The 20,102-nt window shown below is 71.8% G+C and carries 16 protein-coding genes; 15 read left to right on the top strand and 1 reads right to left on the bottom strand.

All coding sequences use genetic code 11. The annotated features are described in order from the left end of the window. Nucleotides 1–10 precede the first annotated feature (10 nt). The 15 genes from AB0O15_RS18225 to AB0O15_RS18155 all read left to right on the top strand — a co-directional run bounded on the left by AB0O15_RS18225 (nucleotide 11) and on the right by AB0O15_RS18155 (nucleotide 18,798). Nucleotides 11–3,169, top strand: coding sequence for a ThuA domain-containing protein (locus tag AB0O15_RS18225; protein ID WP_364319704.1), 3,159 nt, complete (start codon nucleotides 11–13; stop codon nucleotides 3,167–3,169). A gap of 231 nt (nucleotides 3,170–3,400) precedes the next feature. Then, nucleotides 3,401–4,474: a TIM barrel protein gene (locus tag AB0O15_RS18220; RefSeq protein WP_364319702.1), complete on the top strand. Its 1,074-nt coding sequence runs from the start codon at nucleotides 3,401–3,403 to the stop codon at nucleotides 4,472–4,474. Between the two features lie 68 nt (nucleotides 4,475–4,542). Next, nucleotides 4,543–5,757, top strand: coding sequence for an inositol-3-phosphate synthase (locus tag AB0O15_RS18215; protein ID WP_364319701.1), 1,215 nt, complete (start codon nucleotides 4,543–4,545; stop codon nucleotides 5,755–5,757). Further along, complete coding sequence (locus AB0O15_RS18210; RefSeq protein WP_364319699.1) at nucleotides 5,754–6,806, top strand: SCO3242 family prenyltransferase; 1,053 nt, start codon at nucleotides 5,754–5,756, stop codon at nucleotides 6,804–6,806. Before AB0O15_RS18215 ends, AB0O15_RS18210 begins: the two co-directional genes overlap by 4 nt. Further along, complete coding sequence (locus tag AB0O15_RS18205) at nucleotides 6,803–7,789, top strand: sugar phosphate isomerase/epimerase family protein (protein WP_364319697.1); 987 nt, start codon at nucleotides 6,803–6,805, stop codon at nucleotides 7,787–7,789. Before AB0O15_RS18210 ends, AB0O15_RS18205 begins: the two co-directional genes overlap by 4 nt. After that, entirely contained in the window at nucleotides 7,786–8,337 is a 552-nt protein-coding gene (locus AB0O15_RS18200) for an EboA domain-containing protein (RefSeq protein WP_364319695.1), read from the top strand. The genes AB0O15_RS18205 and AB0O15_RS18200 overlap by 4 nt, the downstream gene beginning before the upstream one ends. 5 nt (nucleotides 8,338–8,342) lie before the next feature. Next, nucleotides 8,343–9,191: a TatD family hydrolase gene (locus AB0O15_RS18195; protein ID WP_364319753.1), complete on the top strand. Its 849-nt coding sequence runs from the start codon at nucleotides 8,343–8,345 to the stop codon at nucleotides 9,189–9,191. Continuing rightward, nucleotides 9,191–10,339, top strand: a complete 1,149-nt coding sequence (gene eboE, locus AB0O15_RS18190; protein WP_364319693.1) for a metabolite traffic protein EboE — start codon at nucleotides 9,191–9,193, stop codon at nucleotides 10,337–10,339. The genes AB0O15_RS18195 and eboE overlap by 1 nt, the downstream gene beginning before the upstream one ends. 14 nt (nucleotides 10,340–10,353) lie before the next feature. Next, entirely contained in the window at nucleotides 10,354–11,778 is a 1,425-nt protein-coding gene (locus tag AB0O15_RS18185) for a nucleotide pyrophosphatase/phosphodiesterase family protein (RefSeq protein ID WP_364319691.1), read from the top strand. Further along, nucleotides 11,775–12,845 carry a polyprenyl synthetase family protein gene (locus tag AB0O15_RS18180; protein WP_364319689.1) on the top strand — a complete coding sequence of 357 codons (1,071 nt, stop codon included), beginning with the start codon at nucleotides 11,775–11,777 and terminating at the stop codon, nucleotides 12,843–12,845. The genes AB0O15_RS18185 and AB0O15_RS18180 overlap by 4 nt, the downstream gene beginning before the upstream one ends. Nucleotides 12,846–12,903: 58 nt before the next feature. Next, on the top strand, nucleotides 12,904–14,142 hold the full coding sequence (locus AB0O15_RS18175) for a glycosyltransferase family 4 protein (RefSeq protein ID WP_364319687.1): 1,239 nt from the start codon (nucleotides 12,904–12,906) through the stop codon (nucleotides 14,140–14,142). Next, nucleotides 14,139–15,593, top strand: a complete 1,455-nt coding sequence (locus AB0O15_RS18170) for an O-antigen ligase family protein (protein WP_364319685.1) — start codon at nucleotides 14,139–14,141, stop codon at nucleotides 15,591–15,593. Before AB0O15_RS18175 ends, AB0O15_RS18170 begins: the two co-directional genes overlap by 4 nt. After that, nucleotides 15,559–16,548, top strand: a complete 990-nt coding sequence (locus AB0O15_RS18165) for a Wzz/FepE/Etk N-terminal domain-containing protein (RefSeq protein WP_364319683.1) — start codon at nucleotides 15,559–15,561, stop codon at nucleotides 16,546–16,548. Before AB0O15_RS18170 ends, AB0O15_RS18165 begins: the two co-directional genes overlap by 35 nt. Continuing rightward, complete coding sequence (locus AB0O15_RS18160; RefSeq protein WP_364319681.1) at nucleotides 16,545–18,035, top strand: oligosaccharide flippase family protein; 1,491 nt, start codon at nucleotides 16,545–16,547, stop codon at nucleotides 18,033–18,035. Before AB0O15_RS18165 ends, AB0O15_RS18160 begins: the two co-directional genes overlap by 4 nt. Beyond that, entirely contained in the window at nucleotides 18,025–18,798 is a 774-nt protein-coding gene (locus tag AB0O15_RS18155; RefSeq protein ID WP_364319679.1) for a sulfotransferase, read from the top strand. Before AB0O15_RS18160 ends, AB0O15_RS18155 begins: the two co-directional genes overlap by 11 nt. A gap of 5 nt (nucleotides 18,799–18,803) precedes the next feature. Here the strand turns inward: AB0O15_RS18155 and AB0O15_RS18150 are convergent, their stop codons facing one another. Beyond that, nucleotides 18,804–20,039, bottom strand: a complete 1,236-nt coding sequence (locus AB0O15_RS18150; protein WP_364319677.1) for a helix-turn-helix domain-containing protein — start codon at nucleotides 20,037–20,039, stop codon at nucleotides 18,804–18,806. Nucleotides 20,040–20,102: the final 63 nt, after the last annotated feature.

The raw sequence follows: 20,102 nt of genomic DNA, 5'->3' as shown, positions 1-20,102 counted from the left end.
GGCGGCCGGCATGCGTCGCTGGTTCCCCCTCTTCGCAGCGATCGTGGTCGCCTCACCTCTCGCGGTCGCCGCCCCGGCCGCTGCCCACGACGAGTACCAGGTGCTCGTCTTCACCAAGACCGACGGGGTCCGCCGCGAGTCGATCGACAAGGGCGTCAACGCCATCCGTACGCTCGGCGCGGCCAACCACTTCAGCATCGACGTGACCCAGAACGGCACCGCCTTCACCGGGGAGAACCTGGCCAACTACCGGGCCGTGGTCTTCCTGAACACCACCGGCGACGTGCTCACCGCGCCGCAGGAGCAGGCGTTCCAGGAGTACGTGACCGACGGCGGCGGGTATGTCGGCGTGCACGCGGCGGCCGAGACCGAGCCCTCGTGGACGTTCTACCGCAACCTGGTCGGCACCGGGGTGGCCGGGGTCGCGTCCACCGGCGCCGGGACCGTCGAGGTCACCGACCGGGTCCACCCGGCCACCCGGCCGCTCGCCCGGCAGCTGAGCCTCGCCGAGGAGTGGTACACCTACTCCACCAACGTGCGGGGCGCCTCCCACGTGCTGGCCACGGCGTTCAACGCCCCGGTCGCCTGGTGCAAGGACTACCAGGGCGGCCGCTCGTTCTACACCGGCCTCGGGCACAGCTCCGACACGTACGCCAACGGGGCTTTTCGAAAGCACCTGCTCGGCGGCATCCAGTGGGCCGCGGGTGACGCCGCCGGCGACTGCGGCGCCACGGTGACCTCGAACTACGAGAAGGTCATCCTCAACGACGAGCCGGGCGAGCCGATGACGCTCGCGGTGCTGCCCGACGGCCGGGTGCTGCACAACACCCGCAGCGGCCAGATCCGGCTCTACGACCCGGCGACCGCGGCCAGTCCGGTGATCACCACGGTCGAGGTCTACCAGCACGACGAGGACGGCCTCCAGTCGGTCACCCTCGACCCCGACTTCGCCACCAACAAGTGGGTCTACCTCTACTACGCGCCGAGGCTGAGCACCCCGGCCACGGACGCGCCCGCGACCAGCACCAACCCGGCCGCCTGGGACGTCTACCGGGGCTACAACCAGCTGTCCCGGGTCAAGTTCGTCGAGGAGCCCACGCCCCACCTGGACATGTCCACCGAGCAGAAGATCCTGCAGGTGAACACCGACCGGGGCATCTGCTGCCACGTGGCCGGCGAGGTCAAGTTCGACGGCAAGGGCCTGCTCTACCTGGTCACCGGCGACGACACCAACGCCGGCGGCTCGGACGGCTTCACGCCGATCAACGACGCGCCCACCCAGGGTCCCGGCTACGACGCCCAGCGCTCGGCCGGCAACACCAACGACCTGCGGGGCAAGCTGCTGCGCATCAAGGTCAAGCCGGACGGCGGCTACACGATCCCGGCCGGCAACCTGTTCCCCGAGGCGCAGGACACCGACAACAAGACCCGTCCGGAGATCTTCCTGATGGGCCTGCGGAACCCGTTCCGGTTCGACGTGGACGCCCGCGGCTGGGTCTACATCGGCGACTACTCGCCCGACTCGCAGACGCCCAGCCCGACCCGCGGGCCCGAGGGCACCGGCCGGTGGATCGCCGCCAACAAGGCGGGCAACTACGGCTGGCCGTTCTGCGTGAGCCCGTCGCTGCCGTACTTCGACTACGACTTCACCACGCGTACGCCGGGAGCGGCTTTCAATTGCGCGGCGCCCAAGAACCTCTCGCCGCGCAACACCGGTCGGACGACGCTGCCGCCGGTGCAGCAGTCCGAGTTCTGGTACACCTTCCAGGCCCGGACGACCTGCGCCGAGGCGTACCTGAACACCCCGCCCACGCCCTGCGACTTCAAGTGGCCGGTGATCGGCACCGGCGGCGTCGGCCCGATGGGTGGTCCCGCCTACCACTTCGACGCCGGCCTGGCGTCGGACGTGAAGTTCCCGGAGTACTACGACGACAGCGTGGTGTTCGGGGAGTTCAGCCGGGACAAGATCTTCATGATGCGTACGAACGGAGCCGGCGGCCTGACCGGGGTGGAGCAGTTCCTGCCCGGTGTGGTCTTCGACAACCCGATCGACATGGAGTTCGGGCCGGACGGCAGCCTCTACGTGCTCGAGTACGGCGACGGCTTCTTCACCGCCAACCCGGACGCCGCGCTCTCGGTGGTGCGGTACGTGAAGGGCACCCGGTCGCCGGTGGCCAAGCTGTCCGCCACCCCCGACAACGGACCGGCCCCGCTGACCGTGCGGTTCTCCAGCGCGGGTTCGGCCGACCCCGACCCGGGCGAGGCGATCTCGTTCGCCTGGGACTTCCAGAGCGACGGCACCGTCGACTCGACCGAGGCCGACCCCTCGTTCACGTACACCCAGAACGGGGTCTACAACGCCAAGCTCACGGTCACCGACTCGAGCGGTAAGACGGCGGTGCTGACCCATGTCGTCACGGTCGGCAACACCAAGCCGACGATCACCGTCACCTCGCCGATCGACGGCACCTTCTTCAATTGGGGCGACACCGTGCCCTGGACGGTGACGGTCACCGACCCGGAGGACGGTCCGATCGACTGCTCCCGGGTCACCGTGTCCTTCGTGCTCGGCCATGACAGCCACGGCCACGGCATGAGCGACGCGACCGGATGCTCGGGCTCGTTCGTCTCACCGTCGGACGGGGCGGACCACGCCGGCGGCTACCTGTACGGGGCGATCAGCGCCACGTACACCGACCTGGGCGCCAACGGCCAGCCCGCGCTGACCGCGGTCGACCAGTCGGTGCTGCCGACGTGGCGTCAGCAGGCCGAGTACGCGCAGGTCAAGAACAACGTGACGGTCGCCAGTACCGGTGACACCGGTGGCGGGCAGCACGTGAACGGGATCGACCCGGGCGACTCGATCGCCTTCGACCCGATCAATCTGGGCGGGGTCGCCTCGGTGGCGCTGCGCTACTCGGGCGGCTCGGCGGCCACGGCCGGGCAGCCCCGGGCCACGGTCGAGGTCCGCCTCGACAGTCCCACCGGAACCGTTGCCGGCACCGGCACGCTCAACGCCACCAGCGGCAACACGGCGTTCGCCACCCAGTCCGTACCGGTCTCCGCGTCCGCCGGCAGTCACCAGCTCTACCTGGTGTTCCGGCCGGTCAGCGGGGGTCCGGCCACCGGCCTGGCCAACCTGAACTGGGTCGAGTTCGCTCCGGCCTGACCCGGGTCCAGCGCTCGCCGGGGGCTGTCGCCACCCCCGGCGAGCGCTCCGGCCGTACCCGTCTAAAGCTTTTGTCGCTCAGTTAAGAAGTTAGATCTACAAATGAAGAACTTTGTCGATCAGCCATCTTTCTTTTCGTCGAAAGCCCGGCTAGCGTCCCGATACGTAACAAGGTCGACACAGGCTGTTGGTTTCTGTCCTCTTCGGATCCACCCCGGAAGGTGCACAGACATGGATGAACGCAAGCCCGGTTGGGGCCGCCGCAAAGTGCTCGCCACCGCGGGCGCGGCCGCCGCCGCCCTCGCCGCCGCCGGCCTCCCGGTGATCAGCACCGGCGGCGCCGCGCTGGGCGAAGGCAAGCTCCGGGCCGAGCCGCTGATCCCGCCGAACCGCCGCGGCATCATCCTCTACAGCGTCCGCGACCGGATCCAGGCCGCGCCCGACAACTCCGGGGTCCCGTACGGCTTCGAACGGGTCCTCGCCCACCTGGCCTCCGTGGGGTACAAGGAGGTCGAGTTCGCCGGGTACACCCAGCACACGTCGATCCTCGGCCGGCAGATCACCCCCGCCGAGATCCGGAAGATCCTCGACGACAACGGGCTGGTCGCCAACGGCACCCACACCAACATCAGCCCCGGGTCGCTCGACGCCGAGATGGACATCGCCCAGACCCTCGGCATGGCCCACGTCGGCACCGGCGGCGACCCCAGCGGCAGCGCCTACCAGGCCGACTGGGACCGCGCCGTCGACGACTGGAACGCGATGGGCGCCCGGGCCAAGGCGAGCGGGCTCAAGCTCTACACCCACAACCACGACACGGCGTACGACTTCCTGCTCGACGCCGGTCCGTTCGACGGCAACGGACGCCCCACCCGCTCCACCGGCATCCGCCGCCTCGAGTACTTCCTGGCCAAGACCGACCCCGAGCTGGTCTACCTGCAGATGGACATCCTCTGGGCGTACCTGGCCCAGCACCGCTTCCGCACCTACACCAACTCGGCCGGCCAGACCCGATCGGACGTCTTCGACCCGATCCTCACCGTCGCCAACCGGCCGCGGCGCTTCCCGCTGTTCCACGCCAAGGACGGCGACCACACCGCCAACGGCTACAACGAGACCCCGTTCGGCGAGGGCGACATCAACTTCCAGCAGTTCTTCCAGACCATCGGGCTGCCGGACTACCACCACGCCAACTACGAGATGGACGACGCGCAGCTCGGCGGGTCGGCCGACCCGGGCAAGAGCCTGCGCATCGCCGAGCAGAGCTACGACAACATGTCGGCGCTCACCATCTACACCAGATAGTCACCACCCTCCCCGGGGTCGCCGGCGTCGCCCGGGCCCCGGGGACCGGCCCCCCTGGAGGTCCGCTGATGCGTACCGGAATCTGGCTGATCGGCGCACGCGGCTCGGTGGCGGTCACCGCCACCGTCGGCGCGTTCGCCCTCAAGGCACGCCTGACCGACACCACCGGATGCGTCACCGAGTTGCCGCCGCTGAGCAGCCCCGCGCTGCCCGGCTGGGGCGAACTCGTGTTCGGCGGCCACGACATCGTCAGCACGCCGGTGGTGAAGAAGGCCGAGGCCCTCGCCGCCGCCGGCGTGCTGCCCGGCCGGCTGGTCGCCGCGCTCACCGACGAGCTGACCGACCACGAGGACAACATCCGGCCGCTGCCCACCGCCGACACCCAGGAACACGCGGCGCAGCTCATCGCGGCGGACATCGCCGGCTTCCGCGCCCGGCATTCTCTCGATCTGGTCGTGGTCGTCAACGTCTCCACCACCGAACCCCTGTTCGATGACTCGTCCGCCACCCTCGGCTCGTTGCCCGGCAGCTCGCTGGCGGCCTACGCGGCGTTCTCCGTGGGCTGCCCGTTCATCGACTTCACCCCGTCGACCGGCGCGCGGCTGCCCTTCCTGGACGCTTTCGCGCGCTCCCGCAACGTCGTGTACGCCGGGAACGACGGCAAGACCGGCGAAACGCTGGTCAAGTCGGTGCTGGCGCCCATGTTCGCCATGCGCAACCTGCGCGTCCGCAGCTGGTCCGGGCTCAACCTGCTCGGCGGCGGCGACGGCGCCAACCTCGCCGACCCCGCCGCCAACGCCGCCAAGGTGGCCAGCAAACAGCGCGTGCTCGGCGACGCCCTCGGCTACGAGCCGTCCGGCACCAGCCGCATCGACTACGTCGAGGAGATCGGCGACTTCAAGACCGCCTGGGACCTGGTCACCTTCCAGGGCTTCCTGGGCACCGGCATGCGCGTCGAGTTCACCTGGCACGGCTGCGACTCGGCCCTGGCCGCGCCGCTGGTGCTCGACCTGGCCCGGCTGACCGCGGCCGCCCAGCGCAGCGGCCGCAGCGGGCCGCTGCCCGAGCTCGGCTTCTTCTTCAAGGACCCGATCGGCGACGGGCCGTCGGCGCTGGCCGAACAGTGGGCGCTGCTGGTCGGCCTGGTGTCGTCCTTCTCCGCCCCTTCCGCCTCCGCCCCTTCCGCCTCCGGTCCTTCCGCCTCCGGCCCTTCCGCCTCCGGGCCTTTTGATGACGCCGCGTCCTTGCCCTCTTCTCCTTCCTCTTCGGAAGACGGCCGATGAGGTTCCGTGACCTGATCTCGCTCGTGCGCGCTCCCGCCGCCCTCTCCGTGCCCGGGGACGTGGTGGCCGGGGCCGGCGCGGCCGGCGCCCTGTCGCCGTCGACGGCCGGGCTGGCCGGGGCATCGGTCTGTCTCTACTGGGCCGGGATGGCCGCCAACGACTGGGCCGACCGGGAACTCGACGCCGTCGAGCGGCCGGAACGGCCCATCCCGTCCGGGCGGATCTCGCCCCGGGCCGCCTTCGGGATCGCGGCCGGGCTGACCGGGGCCGGGCTGGCTCTCGCCGGGGCGGCCGGCGGGCGGCGGGCACTGGCCGTCGCGGGGCCGCTGGCCGCCGCCGTGTGGGCCTATGACCTGAAGCTGAAGAACACGGCGGCCGGGCCGGCCGGGATGGCAGTGTGCCGGGGGCTGGACGTGATGCTCGGCGCCAGCGGCTCGGCGCGGATGGCCCGAGCGGTGCCGTCGGCGCTGGCTGTGGCGTTGCACACGTACACCGTGACGGCGTTGTCACGGCGCGAGGTGTCGGGAGCCGAGCCGCGGCTGGCCGCGGTCACTCTGGCCACCACGGCGGCGTTGACCGGGGCGGTGGCCACGACGGGCCACCTGTGGAAAACCGCGTCGGAGCGTCGGGCCCACGCGCTACATTCCGGCCCACCCAGTGATGGGGCGGGGGAGGGGGCGGGTCGTCGGTCAGCGCAACCCACCTCCCACCGAGGAGGGCGCTGGGACGGGCTGGGCGGCGGGCGGGTCGAGGGCGCGTTCGGGCGCGGCGGGGACGAGCGCGCGGACAAGCGGCGCCGGGCCTGGCGGCTGGCGGCCACGGCCGTGATGGCCGCTGGGTATGCGGTGAAGTACGGCCGTGCCCAGGCCGCCGTCATCGGCGATCCGGCCGCGCCGCGGGTCCGGGCGGCCGTCGGCGCCGGCATCACCTCCTTGCCGTCGCTGCAGGGCGCGCTGGCCGCTCGCTCGGGCGCGCCGTTCGTCGGGATGGCCGTGGCCGCGGCGGCGCCGCTGGCTGGTGCGCTGGCCCGGAAGGTGTCCCCGACATGAGCGCACCGATCACCGGCGAACCGGCAGGCGGCGAGCCCATCATGGGCGGCCCGCTCGGTCGCGGCCCGAGCGCGGGAACGCCGGATGGGCCGTCGATCAAGGCGCCGGCGGGTGAGCGGGCCGGGGGCGGTTCAACCGAGGACGAGCAGGCCGCCGGAGGAAGGCTGCGCTTCGGCTACGGGACGAACGGGTTCGCCAATCATCGGCTGGATGAGGCGCTCACGGTCATCGCCGAGCTGGGCTATGAGGGTGTGGCGCTGACGCTGGATCACGATCATGTGGATCCGTTCGCGCCGGATGTCGCGAAGCAGGTTGGCCGGGCCGCGGATCGGCTGCGGGATCTCGGGCTGGGTGTGGTGGTCGAGACGGGGGCCCGGTATCTGCTGGATGCCTGGCGGAAGCATGCGCCGACCCTGTTGCACGACGACCGGGGCAGGCGGCTGGAGTTTCTGCGGCGGGCCTGTGACATCGGGGCCGATCTGGGGGCCGAAGCGGTGTCGTTCTGGGCGGGGGTCAGGCCGGACGACGTCGACCCGGACACGGCCTGGAAGCGGCTGGTCGACGGGGTTGCCGAGGTGCTGGGGTACGCGCGGACGAAGGTCGGGTTCGAGCCGGAGCCGGGGATGCTGGTGCAGGACATCGCGGACTGGCGGCGGCTCCGGCATGACCTGGGCGATCCGGCCGAGCTGGGCATCACGCTCGACATCGGGCACTGCCGGTGCCTGGAGGATCTGGGCGTGCCCGAGTGTGTTCTCGCTGTGCGGGAACACCTGGTCAACGTGCAGATCGATGACATGCGCCGGGGGGTTCACGAGCATCTGGAGTTCGGCGAGGGGGAGATCGACTTTCCGCCGGTGCTGCGGGCGCTGCGCGAGGCCGACTACCGGGGGCTGGTCGCGGTCGAGCTGCCGCGGCACTCGCACGCGGCGCCGGACGTGGCCCGGCGGTCGATCGATTTCCTGAGAGGAGCGGCGGCGGAATGACCCTGGACGACCTGCGCGAGGCGCTGCCGGACAAGGAATGGCTGAAAAGCACACAAAATGCTACCGAGATCACCCGCCTCTTCACGCGAGCCGACCGTCAGCTCGGCCGCGACGAGATCGCGCCGGGCTGGACCGCGGGGCAGGCGGGACGAGCGTTGCTCCTCGGCGGGCAGAGCCCTGAGCAGATCAGAGAGCTGTACGACCATGGCGACGCCGCCGAGAAGCTGGCCGTGCTGAAAGCGCTCCCCCTGCTGCCGATCAAGGACGCCGGCGTGCCGCTGCTGCTGGACGCGTTGCGCACCAACGACACCCGGCTGGTCGCGGCCGCGCTGGGCCCGTACGCGCGGCACCTGGACGCGGCGACCTGGCGCCAGGGCGTCATCAAGATCGTTTTCATGGGCGTACCCCTCGCCGAAGTGGAAGACCTGGACGAGCGCGCCGACGCCGAGCTGGCCCAGATGCTCCGCTCGCTGGCCGACGAGCGGGCGGCCGCCGGCCGGGAGATGTCGGCCGACGCCACCGCCCTGCTGAACCGACTGGAGGCGTGACCACCGTGCGCATCTTCGATCCCCATATCCACATGACCTCGCGGACCACGGACGACTACGCGGCGATGGCGGCGCACGGCGTGAAGGCCGTCGTCGAGCCGGCCTTCTGGCTGGGCCAGCCGCGGACCAACCCGGGCTCGTTCGCCGACTACTTCGACTCGCTGATCGGCTGGGAGCCGTTCCGGGCGGCGCAGTACGGCATCCGCCATCACGCCACGATCGCGCTGAACCCGAAGGAGGCCAACGACCCCCGCTGCCGCCCGGTGCTCGACCTGCTGCCCCGCTATCTGGACAAGGACGGCGTGGTCGCGGTGGGTGAGATCGGGTACGACTCGATGTCGCCGGTCGAGGACGAGGTGTTCGCCGCCCAGCTGGCCCTGGCCGTCGAGTTCGAGCTCCCGGCGCTGGTGCACACCCCCCATCGGGACAAGGCGGCGGGTACGAAGCGGACGCTCGACGTCGTCAAGGAGTCGGGCATCGAACCGGGCCACGTCCTGGTCGACCACCTCAACGAGGTCACGGTGGGCCTGGTCCAGGACAGCGGATGCTGGATGGGCTTCTCGATCTACCCGGACACCAAGATGTCCCCGCCGCGCATGGTGGACATCCTCAAGGAGCGCGGCACCGAGCGGATCCTGGTCAACTCGGCCGCCGACTGGGGCAAGTCCGACCCGCTGCTGACCGTGGCGACGGCCGAGGCGATGCTCGCGGCCGGCTTCACCACCGACGACGTCGACAAGGTGCTGTGGCGGAACCCGGTCGAGTTCTACGCCCAGTCGGGCAAGCTCGACCTGGGCGAGACGACGACCGACGCCACCTTCGAGGGCAGCTCGATCCTGCGGGGCGGCAGCTGATGCGCCTCCGCCACCGTGACGGGCAGACCGTGCACCTGTCCTACTGCACGAATGTGCACGCCGCCGAGGAGCTGGACGGCATCATCGAGCAGCTCGACACGTACGCGCTGCCGATCCGCGAGAAGCTCGGCACCAACGTCCTGGGGCTGGGCCTGTGGATCGCCGCCCCGGCGGCCTCCGAGCTGGTCTCCGACTCCGCCAAGATCGAGAGGCTCAGGCGGGAGATCGCGACAAGAGGCCTCGAGGTGGTCACCCTCAACGGCTTCCCGTACGCCGCCTTCCAGCAACCGGTGGTCAAGGGCGCCGTGTACGAGCCGGACTGGACCACGCCGGCGCGGCTCACGTACACGCTGAATCTGGCCCGGATCCTGGAGCGGCTGATGCCCGAGGACGCCGTCCGCGGCTCGGTCTCCACGCTGCCGCTGGCCTGGCGTACCCCCTGGGACGACGAACGCCGGGACGCCTGCCGCCGGTCGATGGACGTGCTGGCCAGCGAGCTGGGCCGGCTCGACCGCACGGTGCGGGTGGCGTTCGAGCCCGAGCCGGGCTGCGTCGTGGAGAACACCACGCAGGCGGCCGAGATGTTCAGGGACGCGGACACCGAGCGGCTCGGCGTCTGCCTCGACCTGGCCCACCTGGCCTGCGCCTGGGAAGACCCGGCGGCCGCCCTGCAACGGCTGCGCGAGGCGGGCGTGCCCGTCGTGAAGACCCAGGTGTCGGCCGCCCTGGCCAGCGACGACCCGGAACGCGACGCCGAGGTGCTGGCCCAGTACGTCGAGCCGCGTTTCCTGCACCAGACCCGGGGGCGGGCCGGCCTGTCCACCGACGATCTGGACGACGCCCTGGCCGGCGACCGCGGCCAGCCCTGGCGGATCCACTACCACGTGCCGATCCACGCCCAGCCGGTCCCGCCGCTGCGGGCCACCACCGGTGTGCTGCGGGACGCGCTGCGGGTGCTGGTCGGCGGGGCCACGGCCGAGTGCGACCACCTCGACGTGGAGACGTACACCTGGAACGTGCTTCCGGAGGGGTCGCGGCCGCGCGATCCCGCCGAGCTGGTGGCGGGCATCGCCGCCGAGCTGGACCACGCTCGCGGCCTGCTGGACGAACTGAATCTCAACCGGGAGAAGGTCACATGGCAGGGTTGAGGGAGAGCCGAGCCGTGAAACCGTTGCTGGTGATCGACGTGGTCGGGCTGACCCCGCGGCTGCTGGAGCACATGCCCCGGCTGCGGGCGTTGGCCGGGCGGGGCTTCCAGGCGCCGCTGGGCACGGTGCTCCCGGCGGTCACCTGCTCGGCCCAGTCCACCTTCCTGACCGGGGAGCTGCCCAGCGGGCACGGCGTGGTCGGCAACGGCTGGTACTTCCGGGAGCTGGGGGAGGTCCTCCTCTGGCGGCAGCACAACCGGCTGGTCGGCGGCGAGAAGCTGTGGGAGGCGGCGCGGAAGGCCCGGCCCGGGCTGACCGTCGCCAACGTCTGCTGGTGGTACGCGATGGGCATGGACGTCGACTGGACGGTCACGCCCCGGCCGATCTACCACGCCGACGGCCGCAAGGACCCGGACTGCTACACCTACCCGCCCGAGCTGCACGACGACCTGACCTCGGCGCTGGGCACGTTCCCGCTGTTCAGCTACTGGGGCGCGGGCGCCGGGATCACCTCGTCGGCCTGGATCGTGAAGGCCGCCCAGCGCATCCTGGCGCAGAAGAAGTCCGACATCACGCTGGTGTACGTGCCCCACCTGGACTACGACCTGCAGCGGTTCGGGCCGTCCGCCCCGCAGGCCGCGGCCGCCGCCCGTGAGCTCGACGAGGAGCTGGCGCCGCTGCTCGAGGCCGACGCCACGGTCGTGGTGCTGTCCGAGTACGGGATCGTCGACGTCGACCGGCCGGTCGACGTCAACCGGATGCTTCGCTCGGAGGGCCTGCTCGAGGTCTACACCCAGGCCGGGATGGAATACCTCGACACCTGGACCAGCCGGGCCTTCGCGGTGGCCGACCACCAGGTCGCACACGTCTACGTGAAGGACCCGGCGGACATCCCGGCGGTGGCCAAGCGCTGTGCCGAGCTGCCCGGGGTGGCCGAGGTGCTGGACGCGGCCGGGAAGGCCGGGCACGGCCTCGACCACGAACGCTCCGGTGACCTGGTGCTGGTCGCCGAGCCGAACGCGTGGTTCACCTACTACTACTGGCTGGACGACGCCCGCGCCCCGGACTTCGCCCGGTTGGTCGAGATCCACCGCAAGCCCGGCTACGACCCGGCCGAGCTGTTCTTCGACCCGGCCGGCCCGGGTGCGGCGAAGGCCCGGGCCGGGGCGGCCCTGCTGCGGAAGAAGGTCGGCCTGCGCTACCTGATGAACGTGGTCGGGCTGGACGCCGGCGCCCGCGCGGTGCGCGGTTCGCACGGACGCCTGCCGGACGATCCGCGGGACGCGCCGGTCCTGATCTGTTCCGACCCCGCGTACGCGCGGGAGCAGATCGCCGCGACCGAGGTCAAGGCCCTGCTCCTGCAACTCGCTGTGCCGCCACCGAAGCCTGGTCCTTCGGACGGCGCGGAGAACCACCACCCCTCCGGGGCTCCATCATGACGGTCGGGTCGGCCGTCGGGGTGACCGCGGAGGATCTGGCCCGCCGCTTCGACCAGGCCCTCACCGGTTTCCTGGACGGGCAGGGCCCACAGTGGCCCGACGGCGCCCCGCACGGCGTGCTCGACGCCTGCCGGCGGTTCATCCTGGCCGGCGGCAAGCGGCTGCGCCCGATGTTCTGCTACTGGGGCTGGCGCGGGGCGGGCGGACCGGACGGCCCGGAGATCATCACCGCGTCGGCCAGCCTGGAGCTGTTCCACGCGTTCGCGCTGATCCACGACGACATCATGGACGGCAGCGACCAGCGCCGCGGGCGCCCGTCCATGCACCGGCACTTCACCGACCTGCACAACCGGCACCGCTGGCGGGGTGACGCCGCTCGGTACGGCCACAGCGCCGCCCTGCTCGGCGGCGACCTCTGCGCCGCCTGGGCCGACCAGATGTTCACCGGGTCAGGGCTGCCGCCGGAGTGGATCCAGCGCGGTCACCGTCTGTTCACACTCATGCGCACCGAGGTGATCGCCGGGCAGTACCTCGACCTGGTGTCCAGTGTCGGCGACGGCTCGGTGGCCGGGGCGCTGACCGTGATCCGGATGAAGGCCGCCCGCTACACCGTGACCCGGCCGTTGCAGATCGGCGCGGCGCTGGCCGGCGCCGAGCCGGAGACCCTGGCCGCGCTGCTGCGGTTCGGCGACCCGCTCGGTGACGCGTTTCAATTGCGTGACGATGTGCTCGGCGTCTTCGGCGACCCCTCGGTGACCGGCAAACCCGTCCTTGATGATCTTAGAGAGGGCAAACCGACCGTCCTCATCGCACTGACCCGGGAACGTAGTGATGCAGGTCAGAGCGATAAATTCAAAAATCTCTTCGGCCGGGCGGATCTGGACCCCGCAGGTGCAGAAGATCTGCGTACGATCATCGCCGCCACCGGTGCGCTCGACCGGGTGGAAGACATGATCACGGTGCGGGCCGAGTCGGCGGTCGCGGCACTGACCGACGCGCCCATCTCCGACGAGGCCCGCGCCGCTCTGGCCACCCTTGCCGGCAGCGTTGTTGACCGCACCAGATAAGTCGTTCTTGACCGCACCAGATAAGTATTGAGGCCCTCCGATACCCCAGGGGACCCGTGTGACACTGAACGAGCTCGACACCGAGGACACCGACACCAGGATGCGCGCGCCCGCGATCATCCGGCCGCGGCAGTCGCCTGAGAACGCCGACCGCCCCACCGGCTGGCGCCCGCTGCGCATCGCCATGGTCGGGCAGAAGGGCATGCCCGCGACCTACGGCGGCATCGAACGGCACGTCGAGGAGCTCGGCGCCCGGCTGGTCGCGCTCGGCCACGAGGTGACGGTCTACTGCCGCGACAGCTACGACGCGATGCCGATGGACCAGTACCGCGGGGTGCGATTGCGGCGTACCCGCACGATCGCCACCAAGCACTTCGACGCGATCGCCCACGCCGCCACCGCCACCCTGGCCGCCCTCAAGGACAAGCCCGACGTGCTGCATTACCACGGCATCGGGCCGGGCCTGGTCGCGCCGCTGCCGCGCTACCTGTCCCGGGTCCGGGTCGTGCAGACCATCCACGGGCTGGACAACCAGCGGGCCAAGTGGGGCCGGCTGGCCCGCGCGGTGCTCGGCGCGGCCCACTGGTGCAGCGGCCGCGTGCCCGACGTACGCATCACGGTCTCCCGCACCCTGGCCACCCACTACCAGGACCGGTTCGGCACCGACACCCGCTACGTGCCCAACGGGGTCGGCGCCCAGCGCAGCGTGCCCGCCCAGCAGATCGTCAGCCGGTTCGGCCTGACCGAGCAGGGCTACCTGCTGCTGGTCGGCCGGCTCGTCCCGGAGAAGGCCGCCGACCTGCTGATCCGCGCCTTCCGGCGGCTCGACACCACCCTCAAGCTGGCCGTGGTCGGCGGTTCCTCGTTCAGCGACGAGTACGTCAAGGTCCTGCGCGAGGCGGCCGGTGACGACCCGCGCGTCGTCTTCACCGGCTTCGCCTACGGCGACCTGCTGGCCGAGCTGTACACCAACGCGGCCGGTTTTGTGCAGCCGTCCCGTCTGGAGGGGCTGCCGCTGACCCTGCTGGAGGCGTGCGCGTACGGTCTCCCGGTGGTCGCCAGCGACATCCCGCCGCACGTCGAGCTGCTCGGCTCCGACGACGCCGGCCGGCGCCTGTTCCGCGACGGCGACGAGGACGACCTGGTCGCCGCCCTGACCCGGCTGCTCGCCGAGCCGAGGACCGAGCGGCTCGCCGCCACCCGGCACGGCGGCCGGCTGCGCGCGCAGTACAGCTGGGACACCGCCGCCCGCGAGGTCGAGCAGGTCTACCTGTCCGTGGTGAGGACGAAGTCTTGACCTCTCGCCTGCTCACCGGCGCGATGGCGGTGGCCTCCGCGGTCGCGGCCGGGTTCACCGCCTGGGCGCTCGGCGAGGGCGCGCTCGGCCTGGCCGTGCTGCCGGTGGCCGCCGCGCTGGGCCTGGTCGTGGGCGCGCTGGCGCTCACCCGGTTCGGCGCGTACGCGCTGCTCATGCTCGCCGTCCGGCCGATGGTCGACCTGTTCAAGCTGAGCGGTCCGACCGCGGGCAAGGCCGGGGTGGACGCCGAGGGGGTCAGCCGCACCCTCGATCCGTCGACCATCCTCGGCGTGCTGTTCCTGATCGCCGCCGGGCTGTGGCTGGCCGCCCGCGCCCGCGAGCACGGCCGGCTGCGCACCTCGCCGCTGACCGTGGCGCTGCTCATGGTCGGCGCGACCGCGCTGGTGAGTGCCCTGGGCGCCGACAAGGTGCCGAACAGCCTGCTGGAGGCGCTGCGGATCCTCACCGTGGTCGTCATGTTCGTGGTTCTCGAGCAACTTCTCGGCGATCACCGGTACGCGCGGCGGATCCTGCTCGCCGTCTACGGGTCGCTGGCCATCGTGGTGGCGTACACGGTGATCCTGTCCCTGACCGGGAACCCGCCGGCCGAGGTCAAGGGCAGCTTCGTCCGCATCAGCGGGCCCTTCGCGCAGTCCACCACGTTCGGCCGGTACCTGATGTTCCTGCTGATCTTCGGGTTCGGGATCTTCCGGTACGTGCACGGCCGGCTCCGTGTGGCGCTGGGTGTGCTGCTCGGCCTGTCGTTCGTCTTCCTGCTGCTCACCAACACCCGCAGCGCGATCCTCGGCCTGGCCATCGGGCTGATCGTGGTGGCGCTGGTGCAGCGCAGCGCCCGCATGCTGCTGGCGCTGGGCCTGGCCGCCGTGCTCGGCGTCGCGCTGCTGCCCGCGGTGGGTGACCGGTTCGCCCAGCTGGCCGAGGCGCGCCAGGTGGGCGGGGCGCCGACCGGGAACACCCTGGCCTGGCGGCTCGGCTACTGGTCGGAGATCGTCTCGCTGGCCAACCGGAACCCGGTGACCGGGATCGGGCCGAACATGACCCAGTTCCAGACCGACGAGGCGAAGAAGCCGCACAACGACTTCCTGCGGGCGTACGTGGAGACCGGCGTCGTCGGGCTGCTGGCCTACCTGGCCATGATGGTCCTGCTGCTCCTGGCCGGGCTGCGGGCGCTGCGCCGGGCGCCACCGGGTACGCTCGCGCGCGGCATCGCGGCGGGGAATCTCGGCTGCGCGGTCGCCTTCGTGGCGATCAGCGCCGTGTCCAATGTGCTGTCCAGTGTGGCGACGCTGTGGTACCTGGTGGCATTCGCGGCGGTGGCCGGGGCGGCCCCGGCGCTCGAGGTCGTGACGACCGAGCCGGTGACGAGCAGGCCGGTGACGAACAAGGTCGAGGAGCATGGAGACAGTGGACTATCTCGGCACAGCGCGTAAGCGGCTGCCCATCCTGATCGGCCTCCCGGTTCTCGCCGCGCTGGTCGCGACCGCGGTCGTGCTCCTGACCCCGCCGAAGTACGCGGTGACGACCTACGTCGCGGCGCCGGCGCTGATCGGCGGCGTGGCCGCCCAGCAGTTCTCCGGCCAGCAGGGCGCCAACCAGTTCGTGGCCGCCTTCTCGGCCGCGGCCACCTCGCCCAAGGTGATCGACCAGGTCGCCGCGGACACCGGGGTGGGCCAGGACGAGCTTCGCGACGGCGTGGAGGTCAAGCAGGTCGGCGCGAGCAGCCAGCTCACCCTGACCTTCACCGGCTCGGACCGGGCCACGGTGGCGCCGGTCGCCACCTCGATGACCGGCCGGGCCCTGACCTTCCTGTTCGCCTCCCAGGTCGACGTGGCCACCCAGCAGGTGGCGGCGGCCGAGGCGGACGTGACCGCGGCGACCAAGAAGATCACCGACTGGGAGACGGCCAACAAGGTCACCCAGCCCGACAAGCTGTTCCAGGCCACCCTGGCCGAGCAGAGCAACCTGCGCCGGCAGGAGCTGGAGATGTCCGCGGTGGGCAACACCAAGGGCGCGTCGGCGGCCAAGGACGCGCTGGAGGACAACGAGAAGCGGCTCAACGACATCGGCCCGAAGCTGCCCGGCTACCAGGCGCTGATCGCGCAGCGGGACGCCTCGACCAACGCCCTCGCCAACGCCCAGCAGGGCCTGCAGGCGGCCAAGGCGCAGGTAGGCGCGGCCGACCCGAAGTCGGTGTCCAGCACCGGCGAGGTCGTCTCCGACTCCAAGCTCTCCGCGCTGGCCCAGACCGTGCCGCCGGTGGCCGGCGCCGGCCTGCTGATCGCCGTGCTGCTGATCGTCCTGCTCGAGATCGTGCGACGGCCCACCGCCCCTTTTGACGGCTCGATCCCGTCGCCCCGGCGGGAGAAGGAGCCGGCTTCGGTATGACGGTCGGGGCGGACCGGCAGATCCGGGGCATCGCCCGCGGCGGGGTGCTCAACCTGGCCGGGGCGATCCTCGGCCAGGCCGCGGTCTTCGGGGTCCTGCTGCTGCTGGCCCGTGTGCTCGGCGAGGACGAGGTCGGGCGCTACGCCCAGGGGTACGCGGTCCTGACCCTGCTCGGTCTGCTCGCCCTGTCCGGCTTCCGGGCCGGCGTGACCCGGTTCGTGGCCGTGCACCTGGCCGACGACGACCCGGCCGCGGTCCGCGGCACCGTACGCCTGGCCCTGCTCGTCTCCGGCGGCTCGGCCGCCCTGCTCGGCGTGGCCCTGGCCCTGGCCGCGCCGTGGCTGGCCGAGCGCCTGCACGACCCGGCCCTGACCGGCGGCCTCCGGCTGATGGCCCTCACCCTGCCCGCCTCCACGGTGATGGAGGCGGCGCTCGCCGCCACCCGGGGCTGGCGCAGCCAGAAGGCGTTCACGCTGGTCGGGCAGATCTACGAGCCCGCCTGCCGCCTGGTCATCACGGCCGCGCTGCTGCTGGCCGGGTTCGGGGTCGGCGGCGCCTTCACCGCCCTGGTCGTGTCGGCCTGGTCGGCGGCGGTGCTCGCGCTGCTGGCGCTGCGGAAGCGGCTGGCCGCGCTGACCGGCGACGGGCACACGTACGCGCCCCGGCAGCTCTTCTCGTTCTCCACCGTGAGCTGGGTGTCCTCGCTGGCCTCGACCGGCCTGATCTGGCTCGACACGCTGCTGCTGGGCTTCTTCGCCAGCCCGGACATCGGCGTCTACAACGTCTCCACGCGGCTGGTCACGGTGGCGGTGTTCGTGCTCGCCCCGCTCAACGCGGCCTTCGCGCCGTACCTGGCCGACCTCTACCACCGCGGCGAGCTGGACCAGGTGCGGGCCAGCTACCGGGCGGTGACCGGCTGGGTGATCCGGCTGTCGCTGCCCGCCTTCGCGGCGCTGCTGGCCTTCCCGGACGAGCTGCTGACGCTCTTCGGCAACGCCTACGCGGCCGGGGCGGCGGTCACCGTGATCCTGGCCGTGGGGCAGCTGGTCAACGCGGCCACCGGACCGTGTGGCACGGTGCTGAACATGTCCGGTCAGGTCGCGCTGAACATGGCCGACAACGTGGCCGCCCTCGTCCTCAACGTGCTGCTCAACCTCGTGCTGATCCCGGAGTACGGCATCGTCGGGGCCGCGGTGGCCTGGGCCGCCTCGCTGACCGTGGTCAACCTGGCCCGGGTGATCCAGGTGCGGCGGCTGATCGCCACGCTGCCGGCGTCCCGGGGCATGGCCAAGGGACTGCTGGCCGGGGTGGCCGCGCTGGCCGTGGGGCTGGTGCTCGAGGCGGTGCTGCCGTCCGGCCCGGCCGGGCTGATCGTGGGCCTGGTCGCGATCGCCGGTGTCTACGCCGGGACGGTGCTGGCGCTGGGGCTGGGCCGGGAGGACCGGATGGTGCTGCGGGCGTTGCGGAGGGGTGCGCGTGCGAGTTGACGCTCTACGGCGGGCGGTGCGCTCCTCGCGGGCGTACGGCAAAGCGGTTCTGCCCCTGCCCCTGGGCCGGCTGCCGGAGTTCCTGGTGATCGGCGGGCAGCGGTGTGGCACCACGTCGCTCTACCGCTACCTGGCGGCGCACCCGTCGGTGCGGCCGGCCACCGGCAAGGAGCTCCAGTTCTTCAGCCTGCACCACGGCCGGGGCGAACGCTGGTACCGGGCGCACTTCCCGGTGCGACCGCAGTCGATCCACAGCTTCGAGGCGTCGCCCTACTACCTGTTCGACCCGGCCGTGCCCGCGCGCGCCGCCGCCATGCTGCCGGCCTCCCGGTTCATCGCCCTGATCCGCGACCCGGCCGAACGCGCCTATTCGCACTACCTGCATTCGGTGGCGTACGGGGTGGAGAAGCTCCCGTTCGCCGAGGCGCTGGACGCCGAACCGGCCCGCCTCGCCTCCGGTGATCACGCCGCGCGACGGCAGTTCAGCTACCAGGCCCGCGGGCGGTACGCCGAGCAGCTCACCCGGTGGTTCGACGCCGCCGGGCGCGATCGCGTGCTGGTCGTCCGTACCGAAGAACTGACCTCGCGGTATGCCGGCATCCTGGCCTTCCTCGGCCTGCCCCCGCAGGAGGCGCCGACCGAGGTGCACACCCGGCGGGCGTCCGGCGCGCCGCCGCTCGACGACGCTCTGCGAGCACGGCTCGACGCGGCGTTCGCCGACGACCAGCACGCCCTGGACGGACTGCTCGCCGACTCCCGGTGAGGACGTCACGGCGACTCCGGCCCGGGCCGGCCCGGTGCCGGAGCGGCGAGCCGGGCCATCTTGAGGGCCAGGTGCAGGCAGAGGCGTTCGGTGCCGTCCTTGAGGTTGGTGCCGGCCAGCTGCTCGACCCGCTGGAGGCGGTAGTAGAGCGTGGTCCGGTGCAGTTGGAGCCGCTCGGCCGTGGCGTGCGCGTTCCCGGCCAGGTCCAGATACGTCTCCAGGGTCTCCACCAGCACCTGGCCGCCGTCCGTGCGCAGCAGCCGCAGCAGGCCCGGGTGCACGTCCCGCGCCTCCAGTCCCTGCTCGTCGAGCAGGCTCACCGCGCGGTAGACGCCCAGCGACGACCAGGCCGCCACCTCGCCCAGGTCGGGCCGCCGCGCCGCGACCCGGGCCGAACGCACCGCCTCCTGGTACGACACCGCCGCCTCGGCCAGCCTCGGGTACGCCTCACCCAGCCCGATCACCGTCCGGCCGACGCCGGGCAGCCGACGCCGGATCGTGTCCAGGCTGTCGGCCAGATGGCGGGCCACCGTGGCCGGCCGCCGCCCCCGGCCGGCGCCGGAGATCAGCAGCAGACCGTGATCGCGGCGCATCAGGTGCAGCGCGGCGTGGTCGCCGTACCACCGGCGGGTCAGCACCAGGGCGTGCTCCACCGCGGCCCGCGCCGGCTCGTCGAACACCGCGTCCCCGGTCGGCCGGACGGCCATCGCCACCACCGGGCCGTCCTCCATGATCAGGCCGTCCTCCAGCAGTTCCTTGGCGGCCCGCTCGCGGCTCTCGGCCACGTCGGACAGCAGCGCCCGGGTGGCCTCGGCCTCCCGCTGCGACGCCAGGTCGCCGAGCAGCCCGGCCCGGTGCAGCACCCGGGACGCGTCGGACGCCGCCTCACCCGCCGCGCGGATGTCCAGATCGGACATCGTCCCGTCGGCGTCGATGAACCAGAGGAAGCCGAGCAGCAGGTCGCGGTGGACGATCGGCAGGCAGACCCGGGGGAGCAGGCCCAGTTCGGGCGCGGCCGGGGTGCGCATGGGCGCCCTGATCCGCTGGACGCCGTGCCCCCGGAACCAGGCGATCACCTCGGGCGTGGTGTGCCGGCTCAGGATGCTCTCCCGGCGCACCTCGTCCATCGGCTCCGAATGCGACGAATACGCGATGACGAGCTGGTGACTGTCCTCGATCAGCGCGGCGCGGCCGACCCGTTGAGCGACGGTGTCGACGATGCGTTGTAGGTCCCCGTGCATCACCCCTCCGAATGCCGATGATTGTCGATGGGGGTGTCACGGTTCAAGGCGTGATCTTCATCA

This window comes from Actinoplanes sp. NPDC089786 (assembly GCF_040684855.1).
Lineage (GTDB): Bacteria > Actinomycetota > Actinomycetes > Mycobacteriales > Micromonosporaceae > Actinoplanes.
This window is presented reverse-complemented; position numbering and strand designations above follow the sequence as displayed.

What these genes read in the sequence shown, in the direction of transcription:
- AB0O15_RS18225 (WP_364319704.1), top strand. Translation starts at nt 11, where the DNA reads ATGCGTCGCTGGTTCCCCCTCTTCGCAGCGATCGTGGTCGCCTCACCT.
- AB0O15_RS18220 (WP_364319702.1), top strand. Translation starts at nt 3,401, where the DNA reads ATGGATGAACGCAAGCCCGGTTGGGGCCGCCGCAAAGTGCTCGCCACC.
- AB0O15_RS18215 (WP_364319701.1), top strand. Translation starts at nt 4,543, where the DNA reads ATGCGTACCGGAATCTGGCTGATCGGCGCACGCGGCTCGGTGGCGGTC.
- AB0O15_RS18210 (WP_364319699.1), top strand. Translation starts at nt 5,754, where the DNA reads ATGAGGTTCCGTGACCTGATCTCGCTCGTGCGCGCTCCCGCCGCCCTC.
- AB0O15_RS18205 (WP_364319697.1), top strand. Translation starts at nt 6,803, where the DNA reads ATGAGCGCACCGATCACCGGCGAACCGGCAGGCGGCGAGCCCATCATG.
- AB0O15_RS18200 (WP_364319695.1), top strand. Translation starts at nt 7,786, where the DNA reads ATGACCCTGGACGACCTGCGCGAGGCGCTGCCGGACAAGGAATGGCTG.
- eboE (WP_364319693.1), top strand. Translation starts at nt 9,191, where the DNA reads ATGCGCCTCCGCCACCGTGACGGGCAGACCGTGCACCTGTCCTACTGC.
- AB0O15_RS18180 (WP_364319689.1), top strand. Translation starts at nt 11,775, where the DNA reads ATGACGGTCGGGTCGGCCGTCGGGGTGACCGCGGAGGATCTGGCCCGC.
- AB0O15_RS18165 (WP_364319683.1), top strand. Translation starts at nt 15,559, where the DNA reads ATGGAGACAGTGGACTATCTCGGCACAGCGCGTAAGCGGCTGCCCATC.
- AB0O15_RS18160 (WP_364319681.1), top strand. Translation starts at nt 16,545, where the DNA reads ATGACGGTCGGGGCGGACCGGCAGATCCGGGGCATCGCCCGCGGCGGG.
- AB0O15_RS18150 (WP_364319677.1), bottom strand. Translation starts at nt 20,039, where the DNA reads ATGCACGGGGACCTACAACGCATCGTCGACACCGTCGCTCAACGGGTC.